22 protein-coding genes are annotated in these 21441 nt (G+C 70.0%); 16 read left to right on the forward strand and 6 right to left on the reverse strand.

The genetic code is table 11. The features are described 5' to 3' along the window. Window positions 1–4 precede the first annotated feature (4 nt). The 5 genes from ACAM42_RS04860 (at window position 5) to ACAM42_RS04880 (ending at window position 3817) form a co-directional block, all read left to right on the forward strand. A complete protein-coding gene (locus ACAM42_RS04860; RefSeq protein ID WP_369631278.1) occupies window positions 5–904 on the forward strand; it encodes an ABC transporter ATP-binding protein in 900 nt (299 codons plus the stop codon). Beyond that, window positions 901–1770 (forward strand): ABC transporter permease, encoded by an 870-nt coding sequence (locus tag ACAM42_RS04865; RefSeq protein ID WP_369631279.1) that lies wholly within the window; start codon window positions 901–903, stop codon window positions 1768–1770. Before ACAM42_RS04860 ends, ACAM42_RS04865 begins: the two co-directional genes overlap by 4 nt. Window positions 1771–1869: 99 nt before the next feature. Beyond that, window positions 1870–2646, forward strand: coding sequence for a histidinol-phosphatase (gene hisN / locus ACAM42_RS04870; RefSeq protein WP_139705293.1), 777 nt, complete (start codon window positions 1870–1872; stop codon window positions 2644–2646). A gap of 9 nt (window positions 2647–2655) precedes the next feature. Then, window positions 2656–2850 carry a DUF2905 domain-containing protein gene (locus ACAM42_RS04875; protein ID WP_056575522.1) on the forward strand — a complete coding sequence of 65 codons (195 nt, stop codon included), beginning with the start codon at window positions 2656–2658 and terminating at the stop codon, window positions 2848–2850. Between the two features lie 40 nt (window positions 2851–2890). Further along, entirely contained in the window at window positions 2891–3817 is a 927-nt protein-coding gene (locus tag ACAM42_RS04880; protein ID WP_307583105.1) for an ROK family protein, read from the forward strand. On the opposite strand, the gene ACAM42_RS04885 is transcribed toward ACAM42_RS04880, so the two are convergent. Next, window positions 3790–5304, reverse strand: a complete 1515-nt coding sequence (locus ACAM42_RS04885; protein ID WP_369631280.1) for a PLP-dependent aminotransferase family protein — start codon at window positions 5302–5304, stop codon at window positions 3790–3792. The two genes, ACAM42_RS04880 and ACAM42_RS04885, sit on opposite strands and share 28 nt — an antisense overlap. A 173-nt stretch (window positions 5305–5477) precedes the next feature. Here ACAM42_RS04885 and ACAM42_RS04890 point away from each other — a divergent pair, with 173 nt between their 5' ends. Continuing rightward, window positions 5478–5813, forward strand: coding sequence for a hypothetical protein (locus tag ACAM42_RS04890; protein WP_307695563.1), 336 nt, complete (start codon window positions 5478–5480; stop codon window positions 5811–5813). A gap of 46 nt (window positions 5814–5859) precedes the next feature. Here ACAM42_RS04890 and glmU read toward each other — a convergent pair whose 3' ends face one another. Then, entirely contained in the window at window positions 5860–7290 is a 1431-nt protein-coding gene (gene glmU, locus ACAM42_RS04895) for a bifunctional UDP-N-acetylglucosamine diphosphorylase/glucosamine-1-phosphate N-acetyltransferase GlmU (RefSeq protein ID WP_369631281.1), read from the reverse strand. On the opposite strand from glmU, the gene ACAM42_RS04900 reads away from it, so the two are divergent. Next, the gene (locus ACAM42_RS04900; RefSeq protein WP_369631282.1) at window positions 7289–8188 is read left to right on the forward strand and encodes a DUF6279 family lipoprotein; all 900 of its coding nucleotides are present in this window, start codon (window positions 7289–7291) and stop codon (window positions 8186–8188) included. The two genes, glmU and ACAM42_RS04900, sit on opposite strands and share 2 nt — an antisense overlap. 14 nt (window positions 8189–8202) lie before the next feature. On the opposite strand, the gene ACAM42_RS04905 is transcribed toward ACAM42_RS04900, so the two are convergent. Further along, entirely contained in the window at window positions 8203–8973 is a 771-nt protein-coding gene (locus tag ACAM42_RS04905) for a Crp/Fnr family transcriptional regulator (RefSeq protein WP_369631283.1), read from the reverse strand. Between the two features lie 93 nt (window positions 8974–9066). Between ACAM42_RS04905 and ACAM42_RS04910 the strand changes: the two genes are divergently transcribed. Beyond that, complete coding sequence (locus tag ACAM42_RS04910) at window positions 9067–9483, forward strand: BLUF domain-containing protein (protein WP_369631284.1); 417 nt, start codon at window positions 9067–9069, stop codon at window positions 9481–9483. A 98-nt stretch (window positions 9484–9581) separates the two neighbouring features. Here ACAM42_RS04910 and ACAM42_RS04915 read toward each other — a convergent pair whose 3' ends face one another. Beyond that, window positions 9582–9899, reverse strand: coding sequence for a DUF2917 domain-containing protein (locus ACAM42_RS04915; RefSeq protein ID WP_062477930.1), 318 nt, complete (start codon window positions 9897–9899; stop codon window positions 9582–9584). 175 nt (window positions 9900–10074) lie between these two features. Between ACAM42_RS04915 and ACAM42_RS04920 the strand changes: the two genes are divergently transcribed. Continuing rightward, window positions 10075–11058: a LysR substrate-binding domain-containing protein gene (locus tag ACAM42_RS04920; protein ID WP_062477933.1), complete on the forward strand. Its 984-nt coding sequence runs from the start codon at window positions 10075–10077 to the stop codon at window positions 11056–11058. A 6-nt stretch (window positions 11059–11064) separates the two neighbouring features. Here ACAM42_RS04920 and ACAM42_RS04925 read toward each other — a convergent pair whose 3' ends face one another. Then, window positions 11065–11682 (reverse strand): 5-formyltetrahydrofolate cyclo-ligase, encoded by a 618-nt coding sequence (locus ACAM42_RS04925; protein WP_095743648.1) that lies wholly within the window; start codon window positions 11680–11682, stop codon window positions 11065–11067. Between the two features lie 9 nt (window positions 11683–11691). Here ACAM42_RS04925 and ACAM42_RS04930 point away from each other — a divergent pair, with 9 nt between their 5' ends. From ACAM42_RS04930 to ACAM42_RS04940, 3 genes are all read left to right on the forward strand, one after another. Beyond that, a complete protein-coding gene (locus tag ACAM42_RS04930) occupies window positions 11692–13722 on the forward strand; it encodes a transglycosylase SLT domain-containing protein (RefSeq protein WP_354345635.1) in 2031 nt (676 codons plus the stop codon). Between the two features lies 1 nt (window position 13723). Beyond that, a complete protein-coding gene (locus ACAM42_RS04935; RefSeq protein WP_369631285.1) occupies window positions 13724–14287 on the forward strand; it encodes an MgtC/SapB family protein in 564 nt (187 codons plus the stop codon). 109 nt (window positions 14288–14396) lie between these two features. Beyond that, window positions 14397–15083 carry a glutathione S-transferase family protein gene (locus tag ACAM42_RS04940; RefSeq protein WP_369631286.1) on the forward strand — a complete coding sequence of 229 codons (687 nt, stop codon included), beginning with the start codon at window positions 14397–14399 and terminating at the stop codon, window positions 15081–15083. Window positions 15084–15099: 16 nt separating this feature from the next. On the opposite strand, the gene ACAM42_RS04945 is transcribed toward ACAM42_RS04940, so the two are convergent. Then, window positions 15100–15837 (reverse strand): OmpW family protein, encoded by a 738-nt coding sequence (locus tag ACAM42_RS04945; RefSeq protein WP_062477953.1) that lies wholly within the window; start codon window positions 15835–15837, stop codon window positions 15100–15102. A gap of 165 nt (window positions 15838–16002) precedes the next feature. On the opposite strand from ACAM42_RS04945, the gene ACAM42_RS04950 reads away from it, so the two are divergent. From ACAM42_RS04950 to otsA, 4 genes are all read left to right on the forward strand, one after another. Next, the gene (locus ACAM42_RS04950; protein ID WP_369631287.1) at window positions 16003–17274 is read left to right on the forward strand and encodes a multifunctional CCA addition/repair protein; all 1272 of its coding nucleotides are present in this window, start codon (window positions 16003–16005) and stop codon (window positions 17272–17274) included. 73 nt (window positions 17275–17347) lie between these two features. Continuing rightward, on the forward strand, window positions 17348–18139 hold the full coding sequence (gene otsB, locus ACAM42_RS04955; protein ID WP_139705317.1) for a trehalose-phosphatase: 792 nt from the start codon (window positions 17348–17350) through the stop codon (window positions 18137–18139). After that, window positions 18136–20058 (forward strand): glycoside hydrolase family 15 protein, encoded by a 1923-nt coding sequence (locus ACAM42_RS04960; protein WP_354345624.1) that lies wholly within the window; start codon window positions 18136–18138, stop codon window positions 20056–20058. The genes otsB and ACAM42_RS04960 overlap by 4 nt, the downstream gene beginning before the upstream one ends. Beyond that, window positions 20055–21440 carry an alpha,alpha-trehalose-phosphate synthase (UDP-forming) gene (gene otsA / locus ACAM42_RS04965; protein ID WP_369631288.1) on the forward strand — a complete coding sequence of 462 codons (1386 nt, stop codon included), beginning with the start codon at window positions 20055–20057 and terminating at the stop codon, window positions 21438–21440. The genes ACAM42_RS04960 and otsA overlap by 4 nt, the downstream gene beginning before the upstream one ends. The last annotated feature ends 1 nt before the right edge of the window (window position 21441 follow it).

Consider the following 21441-nt stretch of genomic DNA (forward strand, 5'->3'; position numbering starts at 1 on the left):
CGCGATGCTGTCCCGGCTCGAGCGCCTGGCGGGGCCGCCCGCCGCGGCCTTCCTCGGCGGCGCGGTGGCGCCGCAGCGGCCGGCCCGGCGGCGCGGCGTGGTGGCCACGGGCGACGCGGCACCGCCGTACGTGCACGAGGCGCTGCTGCAGGTCGACAACGTCAGCCTCGAGTACCGCACGCCCGAGCGCGTGGTGCGCGCCACGCACCGCGTGAGCTTCGACGTGCATGCCGCCGACCGCTTCGTGCTGCTCGGGCCCTCGGGCTGCGGCAAGTCCACGCTGCTCAAGGCCGTGGCCGGGTTCATCCCGCCGGTCGAGGGCGAGATCCGGCTCGACGGCCGGCGTGTGTCGCAGCCGGGCCCCGACCGCATCGTCGTGTTCCAGGAGTTCGACCAGCTGCCGCCGTGGAAGACGGTGAAGCAGAACGTGATGTTCCCGCTGCTCGCCTCGCGCACGCTGGGGCGCAAGGAAGCGGCCGAGCGCGCGCTGCACTACCTGGACAAGGTGGGCCTCTCGAAGTTCGCCGATGTGCACCCGCACCAGCTCTCGGGCGGCATGAAGCAGCGCGTGGCGATCGCGCGGGCGCTGGCGATGCAGCCGCGCGTGTTGCTGATGGACGAGCCCTTTGCCGCGCTCGACGCGCTCACGCGCCGCCGCATGCAGCAGGAGCTGCTCGAACTGTGGGACGAGGTGCGCTTCACGCTGCTGTTCGTCACGCACTCGATCGAGGAGGCGCTGGTGGTGGGCAACCGCGTGGCGTTGCTGTCGCCGCACCCGGGACGCATGCGCGCTGAACTCAACAGCCACGGTTACTCGCTGGACAGCCTGGGCGGTGCGGATTTCCAGGCGACGGCGCGGCGCATCCACGACATGCTCTTCGAGGAAGAACAGGGCACCCCATGAGCACCCTGACGCCACCCATCCGCCCCGAGTACGAACGCACGCTCGAACCCTTCACCGAACTGCCGGTGGAGCGCGCGCTGCCGCTGGCCACGCGCATCGCCTCGCACACCTGGCTGCGCAAGGGCCTGATCCTCGCGGTCATCGCCGTGCTGTGGGAGCTGGCGGCGCGCTGGCAGGACAACGACCTGCTGCTGCCCACCTTCACCGCCACCGCCCGCGCGCTGGCCGAGGGGCTGGCCAGCGGCGAGTTGGTCGAGAAGGTGCGCATCTCGCTGGCCGTGCTGCTGCAGGGCTACCTCGCGGGCGTACTGCTGGCCTTCGGGCTCACGACGCTGGCCGTGTCCACGCGCATCGGGCGCGACCTGCTGGACACGCTGACCTCGATGTTCAACCCGCTGCCTGCGATCGCGCTGCTGCCGCTGGCGCTGCTGTGGTTCGGGCTGGGCCGCGGCAGCCTGGTGTTCGTGCTGATCCATTCGGTGCTGTGGCCGCTGGCACTCAACACCTATGCGGGCTTCCAGGGCGTGCCCGAGACGCTGCGCATGGCAGGGCGCAACTACGGGCTGAAGGGGCTGCGCTACGTGCTGCAGATCCTGGTGCCGGCCGCGCTGCCGTCGATTTTGTCGGGGCTGAAGATCGGCTGGGCCTTTGCGTGGCGCACGCTGATCGCGGCCGAGCTGGTGTTCGGTGCCTCGTCGGGCAAGGGCGGGCTGGGCTGGTACATCTTCCAGAACCGCAACGAGCTGTACACCGACCGCGTGTTCGCGGGCCTCGCGCTGGTGGTGCTGATCGGCCTGCTGGTGGAAAGCCTGGGCTTTCGCACGCTGGAGCGGCTCACGGTGCGGCGCTGGGGCCAGCAGCGCTAGCCCGCGGGTGAAGGGGCGGGGCGGACGAATGCCCCGGCGATGGCGCAAGGGCCGTGGGCTCGGGTCTAATCGCAGCTTTTGGCACGCGTTCTCCTTCCCATGAGCTCTTCCGCCCCCGACCTTTCCGCGATCGCCGGTGCGCTGGCCGATGCCGCCGCCGCCCAGTCGATGCGCTACTTCCGCACGCCGCTGGACATCATCACCAAGGCCGACGAAAGCCCGGTCACGCTGGCCGACCGCGCCGCCGAGACGGCGATGCGCGAGATCCTCGGCGCGCGGGTGCCCACCGACGGCATCTTCGGCGAGGAGCACGGCCCCGAGCGGCTCGACGCCGACCGCATCTGGGTGCTCGACCCGATCGACGGCACGCGCAGCTTCATCACCGGCTCGCCGCTGTGGGGCACGCTCATCGGCGTGCTGCAGGGCGGGCGCGTGGTGTTCGGCATGGTCGACATGCCGGTGCTGAAAGAGCGCTGGGTGGGCGAGGCCGGCAAGGGCGCCACGCGCGACGGCCAGCCCGTGCGCGTGAGCGGCTGCACCGAGATCGCCAAGGCCCGCATCGTGACCACCTCGCCCGACATCTTCTCGCCGGCCGACTGGAGCGCCTTCGACCGCCTGAGCCGCCAGTGCGCGATGCGCCGTTTCGGCGGCGACTGCTACGGCTACGCCCAACTCGCGGGCGGCACCATCGACCTCGTGGTCGAGACCGGCCTGCAGCCCTACGACTTCCTGGGCCCGGCGGGCCTGATCGAGGCCGCGGGCGGCGTCGTCACCGACTGGGAGGGCCGGCCGCTGGGGCTGAATCCCGACCAGCGCGTGATCGCTGCAGCCACACCCGAACTTCACCGACAAGCCCTGGCGGTACTGGCCGCCTAGACTGTCTGCATGTTCCGCTGGCTGATCGTCGTCGTCCTGGCGCTGGTGCTCATGAGCGGCCTGACCGCCTGGCTGCGCCGCTTCGGCTTCGGACGGCTGCCCGGCGATTTCGAGTTTCGCGCCTTCGGCCGCGACTGGCAGCTGCCGATCGCGAGCACGGTGGTGCTCAGCATGATCGCGGCGCTGGTGGCGCGGCTGCTCTGAGCTCGGCGCAGCGAAGACTGAGAAAGAAGAGAACCCCGCAATGAGAGCCTGCGTAGACATCGGTGGCACCAAGGTCGCCGTGAGCCTTTCCGCTTCGAGCGACGCGCCGCTGATCGGCCGCCGCAGCGAGCCCACCGCCAAGACCGGCAACAACGACGCCGTGGCGGTACAGATCCTGCGGCTCATCGACGAGGTGTGCGCGGAGCAGGGCATCGATCCGGCGAGCATCGACCGCGTGGGCGTGTCGTCGACCGGGCCTTTCGAGCTGCACGACGGCATGGTCGAGCTGGCCACGCCCAACATCTGCGGCGGCATCGCCGGCCCCTCGCGCGGGCTGCCCAACAACTGGATGACGGCCATCGTCGAGGCGCCGCTGGCGCGCCGCTTCGCCCGCGTGCGCGTCGAGAACGACGCCGTGGCCGCGCTCGAGGCCGAGCGCCACTGGGGCGCGCTCAAGGGGCTCGACAACTGCGCCTACGCCACCTGGAGCACCGGCGTGGGCGTGGGCCTGTGCGTCGACGGCAAGGCGCTGCGTGGCAAGAACGGCAACGCCGGCCACGCGGGCCACAGCTTCGTGGTCGACGACGACAGCGGCGCGCTGTGCGGCTGCGGCAACCTGGGCGACGTGGAAGCGCTGGCGGGCGGCAACTCGATCGCGCACCGCTTCGGCCAGCCCGCGGCCGATCTGTTCACGGCCGCCGCGGCCGGTGACGCCGCCGCGCTCGAAAAGGCCGACGCGCTGTGCCGCGTGATCGGTCGGATGCTCTACAACCTGGTCATCACGCTCGACCTGCAGCGCATCAGCCTGGGCGGCAGCGTGTTCTGGCACCACCGCGACTTCGTGCTGCCGCGGCTGCAGGCGCAGGTCGACGGCAAGCTGCCGCCGCTCACGCGCGGCGTGTTGCTGGTGCCCGCCGGACTCGGCGACAAGGTGGGCGACTACGCGGCCCTGGCGCTGCTCGACTGAGTTGCAGCGCGCGGCGACCGGACCAGCGTGGCTGGCTGGTTCTTCTGCGCCGCGCAGCCTTCCTCGACGATCCGTCCGAGCCGCCGCAGCCCCGCATCGACCGCTTCGCTGAAGGGCCAGCCGCAGTTGATGCGCAGGTAGTGGTCGAAGCGCGAGGCGTTCGAGAACTGCGCGCCCGGCGCCACCAGCATGTGCTCGCGCAGGGCCGCCTCGAACACCGCCACCGACGACAGCCGCTCGGGCAGCTCCACCCACAGCTGGAAGCCGCCGCGCGGCAGATTGAGCCGGGTGCCGGCCGGAAAGTAGCGGGCGATGGCGTCGGCCGTCTGGTCGCGCTGCGTGTGCAGGCGTTCGCGCAGCCGGCGCAGGTGGCGGTCGTAGCCGCCGCTGGCAATGATCTCGCCCGCGGCGATCTGCGCCAGCGCCTCGTTGTTGCGCGTCTGCGCGTACTTGAGCATCTCGACCTGCGCGTGCCAGCGCCCGGCCGTGATCCAGCCCAGCCGCAGGCCCGGCGCCAGCACCTTGTGCAGCGAGGCGCAATACACCACGTTGCCCGTGCGGTCCCAGGACTTGATGGCGCGCAGCGGCACCTCGGTCTCCACCAGGTCGCTGTAGGTGTCGTCCTCGACCAGCGCGATGCCGTGGCTTTCGCACAGCTGCACCAGCCGGTGCTTGTGGGCGTCGGGCATCACGCTGCCGATGGGGTTCTGCAGGTGCGGCACCACCACCACGGCCTTGATGTCGTCGTAGGTGTGGATGGCCAGGTCGAGCGCCTCCAGCGAGATGCCAGTCTGCGGGCTGGTGGGAATCTCCAGCCCGCGCAGGCCCAGGCTCTCGAGCACCTGCAGCAGGCCGTAGAAGGTGGGCGACTCGACGGCCACGGTGTCGCCGGGCTTGGCGATGGCGCGCAGCGCGAGGTTCAGCGCCTCGATGCAGCCGTTGGTCACCAGCACGTCGTCGGGCGCCACGGTCATGCCCACGCGCAGGTTGCGCTGGGCCACGACCTGGCGGAACTGTTCGTGGCCTTTTTGCGAAGAGGCCGTGGTCAGCAGCTCGGGGCGCTGGCGCAGCGCGCGCGTCATCGCGTTGCGCAGCGCCTCGGCCGGGTAGAGCTCGGGCGCGGCGCGCGAGATCGCGAAGTTGAGCTTCACGTCGTTGAGGCGCCCGCGCGCCATGAAGTTGGCCATGCGCGTGCGCATGTTGACGAACTGCGCCGGGTCGGGCGGCAGGCCGGACACGGGCTCTTCCATCGCCGCGATGGCCAGGCGCTGCGGTCGGCGCACGAAGTAGCCCGAGCGGTCGCGCGCCTCGACCCAGCCTTCGCTTTCCATGGCGCGGCACACCTGCAGCGCGGTCGAGAGGCTGATGTCGTGGAGCCGCATCAGGCTGCGCAGCGAGGGGAGCTTGTCGCCGGCCTTGAGCGAACCGGCGTGGATCGCGTCCACGTAGTGCGCCGCGAGCTGGCGGTAGAGCGGTAGCGAGTCCATGGGTCGATGTTCCCCGCATCGGGCATCCGAAAACAGATGCAGTTGACTGGGAAAAAGACCATAACAGATGGCGTGGCGGCCCGGCTGTTCCGGTCGCAATAGCCATCGGGTGTGCCTGTTTTTCGGGCGGCGGAATTCCTACGATGAAGCCCACATCCACCCCGAGGTCCGCCATGATCACCACCCTGTCCGAAGCCCCCGATTCCATCGTCCTCGAACCCGGCCAGTCGCTGCGCACCGCCGTCGATGCGGGCGCCTGGCTTCAGCTGGCCGAGGGCCGCGCCCGCGTGGTGTCGCCGCCGGGCTGGCTGGGCGAGACGGTGTTCATGACCGAGACGCTGCTCGGCGAGGGCGACGTGCACTGCGTGCCGCAGGGCGGGTGGATCGAGGTGTCGGCGGTGACGGCGGTGCACCTGCGGGTGCATGCGCCCCAGCGCGTGGCCCGGGCCACGGCGCCGGTGGCGGCGCGGCCGGTGATGCGCTTCGTGCGCCTGCTGACGGGCTGGTGAGGTCCGGGGCAGGGCGCCTGTCCCGAACCAGAGCCCGAAGCCGCCGTCAGTTCTTCGGCAACTTCTGCGGCCGCTTCCAGTTCGCGAAGCTGACCTGCTTGCCGCGCGCCACGGTCAGCGCGCCGGGCTCGGTCGACTTGTTCACCGTCGAGCCGCCGCCGATGGTGCCGCCCGCGCCGATGGTCACGGGCGCCACGAGCACGCAGTTGCTGCCCACGTGCACGTCGGCCTCGATCACGGTGCGGTGCTTGTTGGCGCCGTCGTAGTTGGCCGTGATGCTGCCCGCGCCGTAGTTCACGCGCTCGCCCACCGTGGCGTCGCCCAGGTAGGCCAGGTGGTTGGCCTTGGCGCCGGCCGCCAGCGTGGAGTTCTTGACCTCGACGAAGTTGCCGATGTGCACCTCGGCGCCCAGCTGGGCACCGGGCCGCAGCCGCGCAAACGGCCCGACCAGCGCGCCCGCGCCCACCGTCACGCCGGCCTTCTCGCCGTCGATGTGGGTGAAGGGGTGGATCACCGCGCCGGCCTCGATGCGCACGTTGGCAATGACGCAGTTCGCGCCGATGCGCACGCCTTCGCCCAGCGACACCGTGCCTTCGAACACGCAGTTGACGTCGATGTCGACGTCGGCGCCGCAGCTCAGCGTGCCGCGCAGGTCGAAACGCGCCGGGTCGGCCAGGCGCACGCCCTGTTCCATCAGCGCATTCGCCTGGCGCAGCTGCCAGGCGCGCTCCAGCGCCGCGAGCTGGGCCGGGCTGTTGATGCCGGCCACCTGCAGCGCGTCGGTCGTGACATGCGCCACCACCGGCACGCGGTCGTCGGCCGCGAACTTCACGATGTCGGTCAGGTAGTACTCGCCCTGGGTGTTCTTGTTGTCCAGCCGCGCCAGCCAGCCCTTGAGCAGCCGCGCGGGCGCGGCCATCACGCCGCTGTTGATCTCGCGCACGGCGCGCTGCGCCTCGGTGGCGTCCTTGTGCTCGACGATGGCCGTCACCTCGCCACCGGCGCGGGTGCGGATGATGCGGCCGTAGCCCGTCGGGTCGTCGAGTTCGATGGTCAGCAGCGCGAGCCGCTCGCCGCCGCTGGCGGCGATGAGGGTGCGCAGCGTGTCCTCGGCGATCAGGGGCACGTCGCCCGACAGGATCACCACGGTGCCGTCGTCCGGCAGCTGCGGCGTGGCCTGCTGCACGGCGTGGCCGGTGCCCAGCTGGGGCTCCTGGCGCGCGAAACCGAGGGCGGCGGCGTTCACGGCCGTGGCCTTGATCGCGGTCTCGACCTGCTCGGCGCCGTGGCCCGTCACGACCACGACATGGCGCGCGCCGATGCGCGCGGCGGTGTCGGTCACATGGGCCAGCAAGGCGCGGCCGGCCAAACGATGCAACACTTTGGGCAGCTTGCTCTTCATGCGCGTGCCCTTGCCGGCCGCCATGATGACGACGTCGACCGGTCCCTGGTTGCTCTGCTGCGGAGTCTGATTCATGCGCTTTTCTTCCCGGATTCGTTGTGCTGGACTGGCCCGAATTATCGGTGTGCTGCTGCTGGCCGCTGCCCTGGGGGCTTGCAGCGCGGTCAAGCTCGCCTACAACAACCTGCCCGAGCTGAGCTACTGGTGGCTCGACGGCTACTTCGACTTCGACGGGGCCCAGACCCCCAAGGTGCGCGACGAGCTCGCCCAGCTGCTGGCCTGGCACCGCCAGAACGAGCTGCCGCGCATCATCGGCCTGCTGCAGGAGGTCCAGGGCCTGGCGAGCGCCGAGGTGACGCCGGCCCAGGCCTGCCAGCTGGCCGACCGCGTCCGCGAGCGCCTGCTCGCCGTCACCGAGCGCGCCGAGGCCGCCAGCGCCGAACTCGCACTGAGCCTGAGCGACGCGCAGCTGCAGCAGCTCGAACGCAAGTACGCGAAGAACAACACCGACTACCGCAAGGACTGGCTCGACCGCAGCCCCGCGCAGGTACAGGAAAAACGCTACGACCAGTTCCTCGAGCGCCAGGAAGACTTCTACGGCCGCCTGACGACCGAGCAGCGCGCGCTGCTGCGCCAGCAGGTGGCGCAGTCGGTGTTCAGCCCGAAGCTGGCGTACGAGGAGCGGCGCCAGCGCCAGCAGGAGGCGCTGGTGCTGCTGCGCGGCTTCCAGGGCAGCAACGGCGGCCCGCGGGCTTCGCCGGCCGAGGCCCGCGCCGCGCTGCATGCCTACATCCAGCGCATCGCCGATCCGCCGCCCGGCCCCTGGCGCGAGCAGCAGCAGGCGCTGCTGCAGGAAGGCTGCCGCAACCTGGCGGCGCTGCACAACACCACCAGCGCCACGCAGCGCGAGCAGGCGGTGCGGCGGTTGCAGGCCTACCAGGGCGACCTGCGGCAGCTGGTGGCCGCGCGCTGAGGCAGGCGGCGCCTTCAGATCATCGGCACCGGCCGCATGGGGCGCTCGAAGTAGTCGCCCAGCGTTTCGAGCGCGTGCGGCTCCAGGATGCGCAGCCAGCCGCTGTCGAGCTTGTACAGGCCCAGGCGCTGCAGCCGCCGCATCGTCTTGTTGGTGTGCACCAGCGACAGCCCCAGCGCGTCGGCGATGTGCTGCTGGTTGAACGGAAACTCCACCCAGCCGTCGCGCACCATGCCCACGCGCTGGGCGCGGCGGTACAGGTGCATGAGCAGCATGGCCACGCGCTCGCCGGCGTTGCGGCGCCCGGCGGTGACGAGGTGGTCGTCCACCAGCTTTTCCTCGCGCGCGGCCAGCCAGGTGATGTCGTAGCCGAGCCGGGGCTGGGTCTGGAACAGCGCCCACAGCCGCTCGCGGGCGAAGGCGCACAGCGTGGCGTCGGTCACGGCCTCGACGCCGTGGGTCTGGCCGTCGGCAAACTCGTCCTGCAGGCCGATGAAGTCGCCGGGCAGCAGAAAACCCAGGATCTGCCGCCGGCCGTCGCTCAGGGTCTTGTAGCGGAAGGCCCAGCCCGCGTAGAGCGTGAACAGCTGCGGGCTGGCGCGGTGCTCGTCGACGATGGTGCCGCCCGCCTCGACGCGCCGGGTGCCGGTGCGAAAGGACTGGATCGCCTCCAGCTGCTGCGCCGTCACCGGCAGGAAGGCCTCCAGGCGCCGCAGCGCGCAGTGTTCGCAGGGGTTCGCACCCTGCGGCGGGGAGGCGGCAACGGGGTAGTCCTCGAGCTTCACGCCGCACTATAGGCTGGCGGGGCTATGTCTTTTGACATTTCGGGGCGCAGGATGGCCCCCTAGACTCGAAACGATGTCCCCTTCTTGCACCGCATGACACCAGAACAAGCCTCTGCAGAACTCCTGCACGAATTCCTCTATTGCAGCCTGCTCGCCCCCGACCTGCCGCCCGCCACCGTGGGCGCGATCGTCACCCAGGCCCGCGCGCGCAATGCCGAGGACGGCATCTCCGGCCTGCTGGTGTTCGACGGCCAGTGCTTCTGCCAGCATTTCGAGGGGCCGCGCGAGGCGGTGCAGGGGTTGATGGCGCGGCTGCAACGCGACCCCCGGCACGTGGCGCTCGTGGTGGTCCACGAAGGCCCGCTGGCCGCGCGGCGCTACACCGGTTTTGCCATGGGCCTGGCCGAATGCGAGGGGCCTGACCCGATCTCGGCCCTGCAGGCCCTGCGCGGGGAGGCCGCGCTGGCGCACTTCCTGGCGCTGCGCGCCAGCTTCGACATCAGCGGCTGAACCCCGGGGCCCCGGCGGCGGGGCACGAAAACGACGGGCAAAGAAAAAGGCGGCCGAAGCCGCCTTTTTTCAGAAGAGCCGGGAGTGCAGGCGGTCGGTCAGACCGGGTCCCACACGTAGGTGGCACCGTAGCCATCCCAGGCTTCCATGACGATGCGCTGGCCGGCGGCCACGGTGAGCGACTCGCCCGGGGCCAGCACGATGTCTTCGCTGGGGCCGTGGGCGGTGGCGTCGGGCGTGACCCACACGCGGCCCTGCTTGACGCGCAGCACGCTCGCCGACCGCGCCTTCAGGCTCATCGCCTCGCCGGGCGCAATCTGCCAGGCGCCACGGCGCACGGCCGGCGGAATGGCCGCGGTGCGGGTGGAACGGGACAGGGAAGCGAGCGATTCGTTGGTGCAGACGGCGGTGGACATGATGAGGACTCCTTGGCTGATCCGAAGCGCCTTTGACAGACAGAGAGGTTGGCGCAGTTCGGGAATGAATGATCGTTTTTGCGGCCTTGGAGGTCCAATGAAAACGAGGTAGCCTACTGATGCGATTCCCGCATCAATCAACTGGCCGTCGGGAACGCACACCAAAGTCATACCCATGCAACATTCGCAAACCCACCTGCGCTCCCGGCCCATCTCCGCGGGGCACCTGCGGGCCTTCGAGGCGGTCGCGCGGCACCTCAATTTCCGCGCCGCGGCCGAGGAAATGGCGCTCACCCAGTCGGCCGTGAGCCGGCAGATCCAGTCGCTCGAGGAAGAGGTGGGCGTGTCGCTGTTCCTGCGCCACACGCGGGCCGTGGAGCTGACCAGCGCCGGGGCGCAGCTGCTGCTGTCGGTGCAGCAGGCGCTGCCGCGCATCGACATGGCCGTGCGGCAGATCCGCCAGAGCGCGGGGCGCAAGAGCGTGGCGCTCACCACGTTTGCCTCGTTCGCCTCGATGTGGCTGATTCCGCGGCTGGAAGCCTTCCAGCGCGACAACCCCGAGATCGACATCCGCATCGACGCCAGCGACATCGCGGTCGACCTCGACGTGGCCGACGTGGACATCGCGCTGCGCTACGGCCCACCCGAAGGCATGCCGCCCGGCGCCGTGCGGCTGTTCGGCGAAACGCTGACGCCGGTGGCGAGCCCGTGGCTCATCAAGAGCAACCCGCCGATCAAGACGCCGGCCGACATCGCCCGCTTCACGCTCATCGAGGCGGGCGACGCGCACCGCACGCACCTGGAATGGCTCACGTGGCGGCGCTGGTTCGAGGTCAATGGGCTGGAGCGCGCGCAGCCCAAGCGCTGGCTCTATTTCAACTATGCGTACCAGATGGTGCAGGCCGCGCTCACGGGCCAGGGCCTGGTGCTGGCGCGCAGCTCGCTCATTGCCGAAAGCCTGGCCAACGGCGACCTGATCGAGGTGCTGCCGCAGCACCGGCTGGATTCACCGATGGCCTACTGGCTCATCTCGGGGCCGCGCAACGCGCTGCGTCCGGAGATCAAGGCCTTTTCCGACTGGCTGGAGGCGCAGGCCGTGACCACGCGCCAGACCATCGGCGAGGTGCCCGACCCCGACACCGTCGACAACCTCGACTGAGCCGGCTCAGGAGGTCGGCCAGACGACGCCGTTGTCGTTCAGTATGGCGTCCAGGGGCAGGTCGTGCGCCTCGGGCTCGAAGTCTTCGAGAAAGCCGTTCGTGAAGCCCAGCCCCACCGTGAACGGCCGGGGCTCCAGCGCCGCCAGCGTGCGGTCGTAGAAGCCGCCGCCGTAGCCCAGCCGGTAGCCGCCCGCGCTGTAGCCCACGCAGGGCACGAACAGCAGGGTCGGCACGATCAGCTCGGTGTCCTTGGGCTTGGGAATGCCGTAGGCGTCTTCTTCCATCTGGCAGCCCGGGTACCAGGCATGGAAGGTGAGCGTCTTGTGAACTTTGTCGATCACCGGCAGTCCGATGCGGCGGCGCTGCGTTTCTTCCATGAGTTCGCCGTCTTCCTTCCAGCGATGCAGTGCGGGCAGCGGGTCGAACTCGCCCTTGATCGGCCAGTAGGCGCCGATCACGGTGTCGGGCCGGCCGACCAGCCAGATCCGCATCACCCGCTGCAGCAGGTCGGCCCGCGCGAGGCGGTCGGGCAGCGCCAGGCGTTGCTCGATGAGTGCCTTTCGCAGTTGACCCTTCAGAAAACTCGCCGTGGCCGAGGTGTCGGCATCCTTTGACTTGTCCATAATCCCCCGATGCAGTTCCCAAGCATTTTGGCATCCGCGCGCGCTCGTCAGCGCCGCGGCGCGCCCGCCCTGGTTTTTTCCGCCGTTCTCGCACTCGCCGCGCTGCTGTCGCAACAGCCCGCCGCCGCGCAGAACAACACCAACGACGACGTGCTGGTCCAGATGAAGCAGGCCTTCCAGCGCGGCGACAAGGCCCGCCTCACGGCCTTGCTGCCGCAGGCCCGCGGCCATGCACTCGAACCCTGGGCCGCCTACTGGGAGCTCAAGGCCCGCCTGCAGGAAGCCGCGCCCAACGAGGTGCAGGACTTCTACGCGCGCTACCCCAACACCTACCAGGAAGACCGCCTGCGCAACGACTGGCTGCTGCTGCTCGGCCAGCGCCGCGACTGGGACGGATTCGCCGCCAACATCGCCGGCTTCCGCATGGGCGACGATGCCCAGGTGCGCTGCTATGCGGTGCTGGTCGACACACTGCGCACCGGCACGGCCACGCAGGCGCAGGCCGACGAGGTGCGCCGCAACTGGTTCGCCCAGAAGGACAGCGACGACGGGTGCCTCACCGCCGCCGATCGCATGGTCGCGGCCCGCTTGATGACGACCAACGACGCCTGGAAGAAGGCGCGCCTGGCCATCGAGGCCAACCGGCCCGCGGCCGCGCGCGGCGCGGTCACCATCGCCGCGCCCGACGCGCTGCCGCTGTTCGAGGAGGTCAACGCCAGCGCCGCCAAGTTCCTCACGGGCCGCGCCTTCGTCGCCGCCAAGTCGCGCAAGGAACTGGTGGTGCTCGCGCTCATCAAGATCGCGGTCGCCGACCCCGACCAGGGCGCCGCACAGCTCGACAGCAAGTGGGGCCCGATGCTCTCCGCCGAGGAGCGCAACTGGGTCTGGGGCACCATCGGCCGCGCGGCCGCGAACAAGCTCTCGCCGATGGCCGTGAGCTACTTCGGCAACGTCACGAAGAACAGCGACCTGTCCGACGACATGCTCGGCTGGCGCGTGCGCGCCGCCCTGCGCGCCAGCCAGTGGAAGGACGTCGCGCCCGCCATCAACGCCATGAGCGACGCCGCCCAGCAGGACCCGACCTGGGTCTACTGGAAGGCCCGCGCACTGAGCAGCGCCGGCGGCGACGAGCGCCGCGCCCAGGCCCGCGAGCTGTACACCAGCATCGCCGGCACGCGCGGCTTCTATGAAATGCTGGCGCTCGAAGAGCTGGGCCAGCGCGTCGTGGCCGCCACGCGGCCCGCGCCGCTCACGCCCGAGGAAAAGAACGCCGCGCGCACCAACCCGGGCTTGCAGCGCGGCCTGCAGGCCATCGGCATGGGCCTGCGCTCCGAAGGCACGCGCGAGTGGAACTACGCCACCAACCTGCACGACAAGGGCGGCATGGACGACCGCGCCCTGCTGGCCGCCGCCGACCTGGCCTGCCAGCGCGAGGTGTGGGACCGCTGCATCAACACCAGCGAGCGCACCAAGGGCGTGATCGACGTCGAGCAGCGCTTTCCCATGCCCTTCCACGACACGGTGCTGCGCAAGAGCCAGGACATCGGCTTGGACCCGGCCTACGTCTACGGCCTGATCCGCCAGGAAAGCCGCTTCATCATGGACGCGCGCTCGGGCGTCGGCGCCTCGGGCCTGATGCAGGTCATGCCTGCCACGGCGCGCTGGACCGCCCGCAAGATCGGCCTGACCGACTTCACGCCCGGCCAGATCAACGACCGCGAGACCAACATCACCATCGGCACCAACTACCTGAAGCTCGCGCTCGACGACTTCGACGGTTCGATGGCGCTGGCCGCCGCGGCCTACAACGCCGGCCCGGGCCGCCCGCGCAACTGGCGCAACGGCCCGGTGATCGACGCGGCCATCTGGGCCGAGAACGTGCCCTTCAACGAGACGCGCGACTACGTGAAGAAGGTGCTGGCCAACACCACCAACTACGCCGCCATCATCAGCGGCAAGCCGCAGTCGCTGAAGGAGCGCCTGGGTCGCGTGGGCCCGCGCAACGCCAACGAGCCCGAGCCCAACAAGGACCTGCCCTGACATGACCTGGCGCGACGAGGTGCTCGACACCGTCGCGTCCGAATTCTCGGACGTGGGGGATGTCGCGCAGCTCACGCGCATCTCGGTGCGGCTGCTGCTGGCAGCCGTGCTGGGTTTCCTGCTCGGCTTCGAGCGCGAGCAGCAGGGCAAGGCGGCCGGCGTGCGCACGCACATGCTGGTGGCCATCGGCTCGGCGCTCTTCGTGCTGATCCCGCAGCAGACCGGCATCGTGCCGGCCGACATGAGCCGCGTGATCCAGGGGCTGGTGGCCGGCGTGGGCTTCCTGTGCGCCGGCACCATCCTCAAGCAGGGCAAGGACGAATCCCACGTGCAGGGCCTTACCACCGCCGCCGGGCTGTGGATGACGGCTGCCATCGGCATGGCCTGCGGGCTCGGCCGCGAGGTCACGGCCGTGTTCAGCGCGCTGCTGGCGCTCGCGGTGCTGTCGCTGGTGCCGCGCCTCGTGAGCCTGATCGAGCGCGTCGTGAAGCCCTCGCCGGACACGAACGCCTCCGGCCCGCGCGTGATCGTCCCGCCCGAATCCCGCCAGGACGGCGACCGCTGAAGCGGCCCGCATCAATTCGCGCCGCCTTCGTCATCAATCGCAGCGCGCCGCCCGGCTAGCATCGACGGCTTTGCCCCGCATTCCCGCACTGACCCGGAGACCCTGACAGATGTCCAAGCTCTACATCGGCAACAAGAATTACTCGTCGTGGTCCATGCGCCCCTGGGTGCTCATGACCCAGGCCGGCATTCCCTTCGAGGAGGTGATGGTGCGCTTCGACTCGTTCGATGCCACCTCGCAGTTCAAGCACGTGATCGGCGCCATCAACCCCGTGGCCAAGGTGCCGGTGCTGGTCGACGGCGACCTGGCCGTGTGGGACACGCTGGCCATCGCCGAGTACCTGGCCGAGCGCTTCCCCGAGAAGCAGCTGTGGCCCCAGGGCGTGGCCGAGCGGGCCCGTGCGCGCAGCATCTGCGCCGAAATGCACTCGGGCTTCACCAATCTGCGCGGCAACTGCCCGATGAACATCGAGGCCTCGCTGCCCGAGGTGGGCGCGCGGCTCCTGGCCGAGCAGCCCGGCGTGCAGGAAGACCTCGACCGCATCGTGCAGATGTGGACCGAGCTGCTCGACACGCATGGCGGCCCGATGCTGTTCGGCGCCTTCACCATCGCCGACGCCTTCTTCGCGCCGGTGGGCATGCGCATCCGCGGTTATGGCCTGCCGGTGCCGCCGGCCATCGACGCGTACATCGCGCGCGTGGCGGCCCTGCCGGGCGTCGCCGCGTGGATCGACGGCGCCCTGGCCGAGAAGACCTTCGTGGCTTTCGACGAGCCTTACCGCACCTCGCGCGACTGAGGCCCGCCGGACCTCATCAGAACCGGTACGTCGCCGCCAGGTAGGTGACGATCGGGTTCAGCTTCAGGCTCGCCTCGCTGCGCGCCACCGGCAGGCCGGTGATGCTGGTCGTGGTGAGCTTGGCCTTGGTCTTCAGCGGGATGTAGGACACCGAGAACGACACGCCCCAGTGCTTGTCGAACTGGTAGGCCACGCCGGCGTTGAGCACGGGCGCGAACGAGCTGTCGAGCTTGGCGGTGGTGTTCACAGAAGACGGACGCACGTGGAACTGGCTGGCCAGCGCGCCCTGCAGGTTCGACGTGAGCTTCACGTCGCTGTACCAGACGTAGGTGGCGCCCAGGCCCACGAACGGACGGAAGGCGTCGTTGCCTTCGTTGAAGTAGTACTTGGCCAGTACGGTCGGGCTCCACTGGCGGGCCTGGCCGAGTTCGCCCACGCGCGCCAGCGTGCCGCTGCCGTTGAGTTTGAACTTGGGCGGCACGCCGAGCACGCCCTCGACGGCCCAGTGGGGGTCGATGAAGTACGCGACGTTCAGGCCCAGCGTGTCCGAGTTGGTGACGCTCGCGCCCGAGCCGGCCAGCACGCTGTGCACGGGCGAGGTCACGGTCAGCGGCTTGCTCGAATCCTGCGGCGACAGGTGGAACCAGCCGGTGCCGACGACCCAGTCGCCCGCGTTCTGCGCCAGGGCGCTGCCTGATGCCAGGACCCCGAGTGCCGCCAATGCCAACGATGCTGTTGTTGTGAGTTTCTTCATAGCTGTGAATGCTCCTTGGGTGTTGAAAACAGCCCCGCGCACGGGGGCACCGGCCAGCGACCGGTGCTTCGCGCGACACGAATTTGCGAACGGTCGTTCGCATCGCTCGGCGATTATCGAACGACCGTTCTTTTTGTGCAGGGAGAGTATCCCTACACTGCACTCATGAACATTTTTCTCGTCGGCGGTGCACTGCGCGACCGGCTGCTGGGCCGCCCCGTTTCCGACCATGACTGGCTGGTGGTGGGCGCCACGCCCGAGGCCATGGTGGCGCGCGGCTACCTGCCCGTGGGGCGCGACTTCCCCGTGTTTTTGCATCCGCGCACGCGCGAGGAGTACGCGCTGGCCCGCACCGAGCGCAAGAGCGCGCCGGGCTACCGAGGCTTCGTCGTGCATGCGGCGCCCGACGTCACGCTGGAGCAGGACCTCGCCCGGCGCGACCTGACCGTCAATGCCATCGCGCTGCCCGCCGAGCACGTGGCCGCCGACGGCAGCTTCGACCCTCGCCCCGAAACCCTGGCCGACCCCTTCCACGGCCAGCGCGACCTGCGCGACAAGGTGCTGCGCCACGTGACCGACGCCTTCCGCGAAGACCCGGTGCGCATCCTGCGCGTGGCGCGCTTTGCCGCGCGCTTCGACGACTTCACCGTCGCGCCCGAAACCATGGCGCTCATGCGCGAGATGGTCGCGGCCGGCGAGGTCGATGCGCTGGTGCCCGAGCGCGTGTGGCAGGAGCTCGCGCGCGGCCTGATGGAAACGCGCCCCTCGCGCATGTTCGAGGTGCTGCGCGACTGCGGCGCGCTCGCCGTGCTGCTGCCCGAGGTCGACCGGCTCTGGGGCGTGCCGCAGCCGGCGCAGCACCATCCCGAGATCGACACCGGTGTGCACCTGATGATGGTGCTCGACACCAGCGCGCGGCTGGGCGCCACGCTGCCCGTGCGCTTCGCCTGCCTCATGCACGACCTCGGCAAGGGCACCACGCCCGCCGACATGCTGCCGCGCCACATCAACCACGAGCTGCGCAGCGTCGACCTGCTGCAGGCCGTGTGCGAACGCTGGCGCGTGCCGGTGGAGCTGCGCGAGCTGGCCGAGGTGGTGGCGCGCGAGCACGGCAACATCCACCGAAGCGGCGCGCTCGACGCGACGCCGCTGGTGCGCCTGCTGGAGCGCTGCGACGCCTTCCGCAAGCCGGCGCGCTTCGCCGAGGCGCTGCTGGCCTGCGAATGCGACGCGCGCGGCCGGCTTGGCTTCGAGGACACCGCCTACCCGCAGCGCCCACGCCTGCTCGCGGTGCTCGCGGCCGCCCAGGCCGTGGCCACCGACGTGGTGGCGCGCGAGGCGCAGCAGGCCGGCGCCACCGGGCCGCGCATCGGCGAGGCGATCCACCGGGCGCGCATCGCGGCGGTGAAGGCCTCGCTGCCGGCCACGGCCGACTGAATCCCCGCCATCGGCGCACGCCGGGACTTTGGCCGACACGCGCCGCGTGCGAGCCGTGCTATGGTTTTTCCCAATGCCAAAGTCCTCCAGCAGCAACGCCCAGTTGCCACCTCCGCCGGGCCGGGACGCCGCCCTTTTTCTCGACTTCGACGGCACGCTGGTCGGCCTCGCCGCCACGCCTGAAGCCATCGAGGTGCCGCCCGCCCTCGTGCCCCTGCTGAGCGACCTGCGCGACCTGCTCGGTGGCGCGCTCGCCGTGGTGTCGGGGCGCCAGATCGATGCCATCGACCGCTTTCTCGCGCCGCTGCGGCTGCCCGCGGCCGGCGAGCACGGCGTGCAGCGGCGCGATGCCAAAGGCGGCATGCAGGAGCAGCGCCCGCCCGACCTCGTCCCGATCCTGGACGTGGCCAACGAGCTCGCGCGCATCCACGAAGGCCTGCTGGTGGAGCGCAAGCACGGCGCCATCGCGCTGCACTACCGGCTCGCGCCGCAGCTGGAGGCCGTGTGCCGCGACGCGATGGCACGCGCCATCGAAGGCCGTCCGCAGCTCGAGCTCATGCACGGCAAGTTCGTGTTCGAAGTGAAGCCTTCGGGCGTCAACAAGGGCCTCGCCATCGAAGCCTTCATGACCGAAGCGCCGTTCGCGGGCCGCACGCCGGTCTTCGCGGGCGACGACACCACCGACGAGAGCGGCTTTGCCGTCGTGCAGCCGCGCGGCGGCGTCGCGATCAAGGTCGGCGCCGGGCCGAGCCTGGCGCTGCACCGGCTCGAATCGCCACGCGCGGTGTACGAATGGCTGGTGCAGGCACGCGACCTGCTGGCCGCACCCGCTCCCCAGACACCATCACCGAGGAAGCCCGCATGAGCGAACACCAACTGCCGAAGGCTCCGGAGGACCGCGCGGGCAACGCCCTGGCCGGTGCGGCGGGCCCCGACGACCAGGCGCCCGTCGACGCCGCGAAGGTGGCTGCGGCCCCGCCGCGCGGCTTCGCGCCGCCGGCCGAGCCCTCGCTCAATGTCGGCGTGATCGGCAACTGCGCCTACAGCGCGCTCATCGACGCGCGCGCCCGCGCCGTCTGGTGCTGCCTGCCGCGCTTCGACGGCGACCCGGTGTTCAACGCCCTGCTGCACCCCGGCGAGGAGGCCGGCGCCTGGGCCATCGAGATCGAGGACTTCGCCTCCAGCAAGCAGTGGTACGAGCCCAACACCGCCGTGCTGCGCACGCAGCTGTTCGACAGCGCGGGGCAGGGCATCGAGATCACCGACTTCGCGCCGCGCTTTCACAGCCGCTCGCGCTACTTCCGTCCGCTCATGATGGTGCGCCGCGTGCGCCCCATTGCCGGCGCGCCGCGCATCCGCGTGGCGCTCGACCCGCGCTTCCAGTGGGGCGCCTCGGCGCCGACCGAGGTCACGCGCGGCAGCAACCACATCCGCTATGTCGGGCCCGATGTGACCTTGCGGCTGAACACCGACGCGTCGATCTCGCACATCCTGTCGCGCCAGCCTTTCGTGATCTCGCGCGAGTACAACTTCATGTTCGGCGTGGACGAGACGCTGCTCGAAGGCATCGCCGACACCGCGCGCAAGTTCGAGCAGGAAACCATCGCCTACTGGCGCACCTGGAGCAAGCGCCTGGCCATTCCCTTCGAGTACCAGGACGCGGTGATCCGCGCGGCCATCACGCTCAAGCTCTCGCTGTACGAGGACACCGGCGCCATCGTTGCCGCCATGACCACCAGCATCCCCGAGGCGCCGGGCAGCCAGCGCAACTGGGACTACCGCTACTGCTGGCTGCGCGACGCCTTCTTCGTGGTGCGCGCGCTCAACTCGCTGAGCGAAGTGGGCACGATGGAAGACTACCTGCGCTGGCTCGGCAACGTGGTGATCGGCTCGCACGGCGAGCACATCCAGCCGCTCTACGGCATCGGGCTGGAGCGCGAGCTGCCCGAGTCTTTTGTCGAGGGCCTGCCAGGCTACCGCGGCATGGGGCCGGTGCGTGTGGGCAACCAGGCGCAGGAGCACTTCCAGCACGACGTGTACGGCAACATCGTGCTCGGCGCGGCGCAGGCCTTTCACGACCACCGGCTGCTGAGCCGCGCAGGCGTGGCGGAGTTTCCGCACCTGGAGGCGGTGGGCGAGCAGGCGGTGCGCGTGTACGGCACGCCCGACGCCGGCATGTGGGAGCTGCGCACGCGCGCCCGCGTGCACACCAGTTCGGCGCTGATGAGCTGGGCCGCTTGCGACCGGCTCGCCAAGATCGCGCGCACGCTGGAGCTGCCCGAACGCGCCGCCTACTGGCACGGCCATGCGGCACGCATGAAGGAAGAAATCCTGGCCAAGTCGTGGTGCGAAGAGCGCCAGGCCTTTGCCGAGAGCTTCGGCGGGCACGAGCTCGACGCGAGCATCCTGCTGATGGTCGAGGTGGGCCTGATCGATGCGCGCGACCCGCGCTTCATCTCCACCGTCGACGCCATGGAAAAGTCGCTGTGCGACGGCCCCTACATGCGCCGCTACGAAGCCGCCGACGACTTCGGCAAGCCCGAGACCGCCTTCAACATCTGCACCTTCTGGCGCATCGACGCGCTCGCCAAGATCGGCCGCAAGGCCGAGGCGCGCCAGATCTTCGAGACCATGCTCGCCGCACGCAACCCGCTGGGCCTGCTGTCGGAAGACACGCACCCGGTCACGGGCGAGATGTGGGGCAACTTTCCGCAGACCTATTCGATGGTCGGCATCATCAATGCGGCCGTGCGCCTGTCCGCCCCCTGGGATTCGTGCATATGAGTCGACTTGTCGTTGTTTCCAATCGAGTGGCCGACCCACGCAAGCCGGCAGCCGGCGGCCTCGCCGTGGCGCTCGGGGAAAGCCTGCAGCAAAGCGGCGGCCTGTGGTTCGGCTGGAGCGGGCAGATCGTCGAGGGCGGGCCCACGGGCGAAGGCGAGCTGCACAGGCAGCAGGCCGGCAAGGTGACGCTCGCCACGCTCGACCTGAGCCGCGACGACCACGACAGCTACTACCTGGGCTACAGCAACGACGTGCTGTGGCCGGTGTTCCACAACCGCCTGGACCTGGCGCATTTCGATGCCGGCTTCATCGGCGGCTACCGCCGCGTGAACCAGCTGTTCGCGCGCAAGCTGATGCCGCTGCTGAAGGACGACGACATCATCTGGATCCACGACTACCACCTGATGCCGCTGGCGGCCGAGCTGCGCGCCATGGGCTGCAAGCAGCGCATCGGCTTCTTCCTGCACATTCCGCTGCCGCCGCAGATCATCATCGCGGCCATTCCGCAGCATGAATGGTTGATGCGTTCGCTGTTCTCGTACGACCTGATCGGCTTCCAGGCGCAGCAGGACGTGCAGCACTTCGAGCACTACGTGCGCAACGAGGCCCACGGCGAGTACCTGGGCAACGACATGTACCGCGCCTACGGGCAGACGGTGCGCTGCAACGCCTTCCCCATCGGCATCGACGTGGACGAGTTCGCGGCGCTCACGCACGCCAAGGAATCGCGCGACATGTACGAGACCATGAAGCGCGAGTACTCGAGCCGCCGGCTGCTGCTGGGCATCGACCGGCTCGACTATTCGAAGGGCATCCCCCAACGCGTGCGCTCGTTCCGCGAGCTGTTGGCCAACTACCCCGAGAACCGCCGCAGCGCCACGCTGATCCAGATCGCCTCGCCCACGCGCGAGACGGTCGATGCCTACGCCGACATCCGCAAGGAACTCGAATCGCTGTGCGGCGCCATCAACGGCGACTACGGCGAACTCGACTGGATGCCGGTGCGCTACATCCACCGCATGGTCGCGCGCCGCCGCGTGCCCGGCCTGTGCCGCGCGGCGGCCGTGGGGCTGGTGACGCCGCTGCGCGACGGCATGAACCTCGTGGCCAAGGAATACATCGCGGCGCAGGACCCGGCCGACCCCGGCGTGCTGGTGCTGTCGCGCTTCGCGGGCGCGGCCGAGCAGCTGAAGGAAGCGCTGCTGGTGAATCCGTACGACACGCACGGCACGGCCGAGACGGTGCAGCAGGCGCTGCAGATGCCGCTGGAAGAGCGGCGCGAGCGGCACCAGAAGCTGCTGTCGCGCATCCGGGCGCAGGACATCCACTGGTGGCGGCGCACCTTCCTCGAAGCGTTGCGCGAGGCGGCGAGCGAGCGCTGAT

Source organism: Variovorax sp. V35 (assembly GCF_041154465.1).
GTDB lineage: Bacteria > Pseudomonadota > Gammaproteobacteria > Burkholderiales > Burkholderiaceae_C > Variovorax > Variovorax boronicumulans.

Excerpts from the sequence above, each read along its gene's own strand:
- ACAM42_RS04860 (WP_369631278.1), top strand. The coding sequence starts at position 5 with ATGCTGTCCCGGCTCGAGCGCCTGGCGGGGCCGCCCGCCGCGGCCTTC.
- ACAM42_RS04865 (WP_369631279.1), top strand. The coding sequence starts at position 901 with ATGAGCACCCTGACGCCACCCATCCGCCCCGAGTACGAACGCACGCTC.
- hisN (WP_139705293.1), top strand. The coding sequence starts at position 1,870 with ATGAGCTCTTCCGCCCCCGACCTTTCCGCGATCGCCGGTGCGCTGGCC.
- ACAM42_RS04875 (WP_056575522.1), top strand. The coding sequence starts at position 2,656 with ATGTTCCGCTGGCTGATCGTCGTCGTCCTGGCGCTGGTGCTCATGAGC.
- ACAM42_RS04880 (WP_307583105.1), top strand. The coding sequence starts at position 2,891 with ATGAGAGCCTGCGTAGACATCGGTGGCACCAAGGTCGCCGTGAGCCTT.
- ACAM42_RS04885 (WP_369631280.1), bottom strand. The coding sequence starts at position 5,304 with ATGGACTCGCTACCGCTCTACCGCCAGCTCGCGGCGCACTACGTGGAC.
- ACAM42_RS04890 (WP_307695563.1), top strand. The coding sequence starts at position 5,478 with ATGATCACCACCCTGTCCGAAGCCCCCGATTCCATCGTCCTCGAACCC.
- ACAM42_RS04900 (WP_369631282.1), top strand. The coding sequence starts at position 7,289 with ATGCGCTTTTCTTCCCGGATTCGTTGTGCTGGACTGGCCCGAATTATC.
- glmU (WP_369631281.1), bottom strand. The coding sequence starts at position 7,290 with ATGAATCAGACTCCGCAGCAGAGCAACCAGGGACCGGTCGACGTCGTC.
- ACAM42_RS04910 (WP_369631284.1), top strand. The coding sequence starts at position 9,067 with ATGACACCAGAACAAGCCTCTGCAGAACTCCTGCACGAATTCCTCTAT.
- ACAM42_RS04915 (WP_062477930.1), bottom strand. The coding sequence starts at position 9,899 with ATGTCCACCGCCGTCTGCACCAACGAATCGCTCGCTTCCCTGTCCCGT.
- ACAM42_RS04920 (WP_062477933.1), top strand. The coding sequence starts at position 10,075 with ATGCAACATTCGCAAACCCACCTGCGCTCCCGGCCCATCTCCGCGGGG.
- ACAM42_RS04925 (WP_095743648.1), bottom strand. The coding sequence starts at position 11,682 with ATGGACAAGTCAAAGGATGCCGACACCTCGGCCACGGCGAGTTTTCTG.
- ACAM42_RS04930 (WP_354345635.1), top strand. The coding sequence starts at position 11,692 with ATGCAGTTCCCAAGCATTTTGGCATCCGCGCGCGCTCGTCAGCGCCGC.
- ACAM42_RS04935 (WP_369631285.1), top strand. The coding sequence starts at position 13,724 with ATGACCTGGCGCGACGAGGTGCTCGACACCGTCGCGTCCGAATTCTCG.
- ACAM42_RS04940 (WP_369631286.1), top strand. The coding sequence starts at position 14,397 with ATGTCCAAGCTCTACATCGGCAACAAGAATTACTCGTCGTGGTCCATG.
- ACAM42_RS04945 (WP_062477953.1), bottom strand. The coding sequence starts at position 15,837 with ATGAAGAAACTCACAACAACAGCATCGTTGGCATTGGCGGCACTCGGG.
- ACAM42_RS04950 (WP_369631287.1), top strand. The coding sequence starts at position 16,003 with ATGAACATTTTTCTCGTCGGCGGTGCACTGCGCGACCGGCTGCTGGGC.
- otsB (WP_139705317.1), top strand. The coding sequence starts at position 17,348 with ATGCCAAAGTCCTCCAGCAGCAACGCCCAGTTGCCACCTCCGCCGGGC.
- ACAM42_RS04960 (WP_354345624.1), top strand. The coding sequence starts at position 18,136 with ATGAGCGAACACCAACTGCCGAAGGCTCCGGAGGACCGCGCGGGCAAC.
- otsA (WP_369631288.1), top strand. The coding sequence starts at position 20,055 with ATGAGTCGACTTGTCGTTGTTTCCAATCGAGTGGCCGACCCACGCAAG.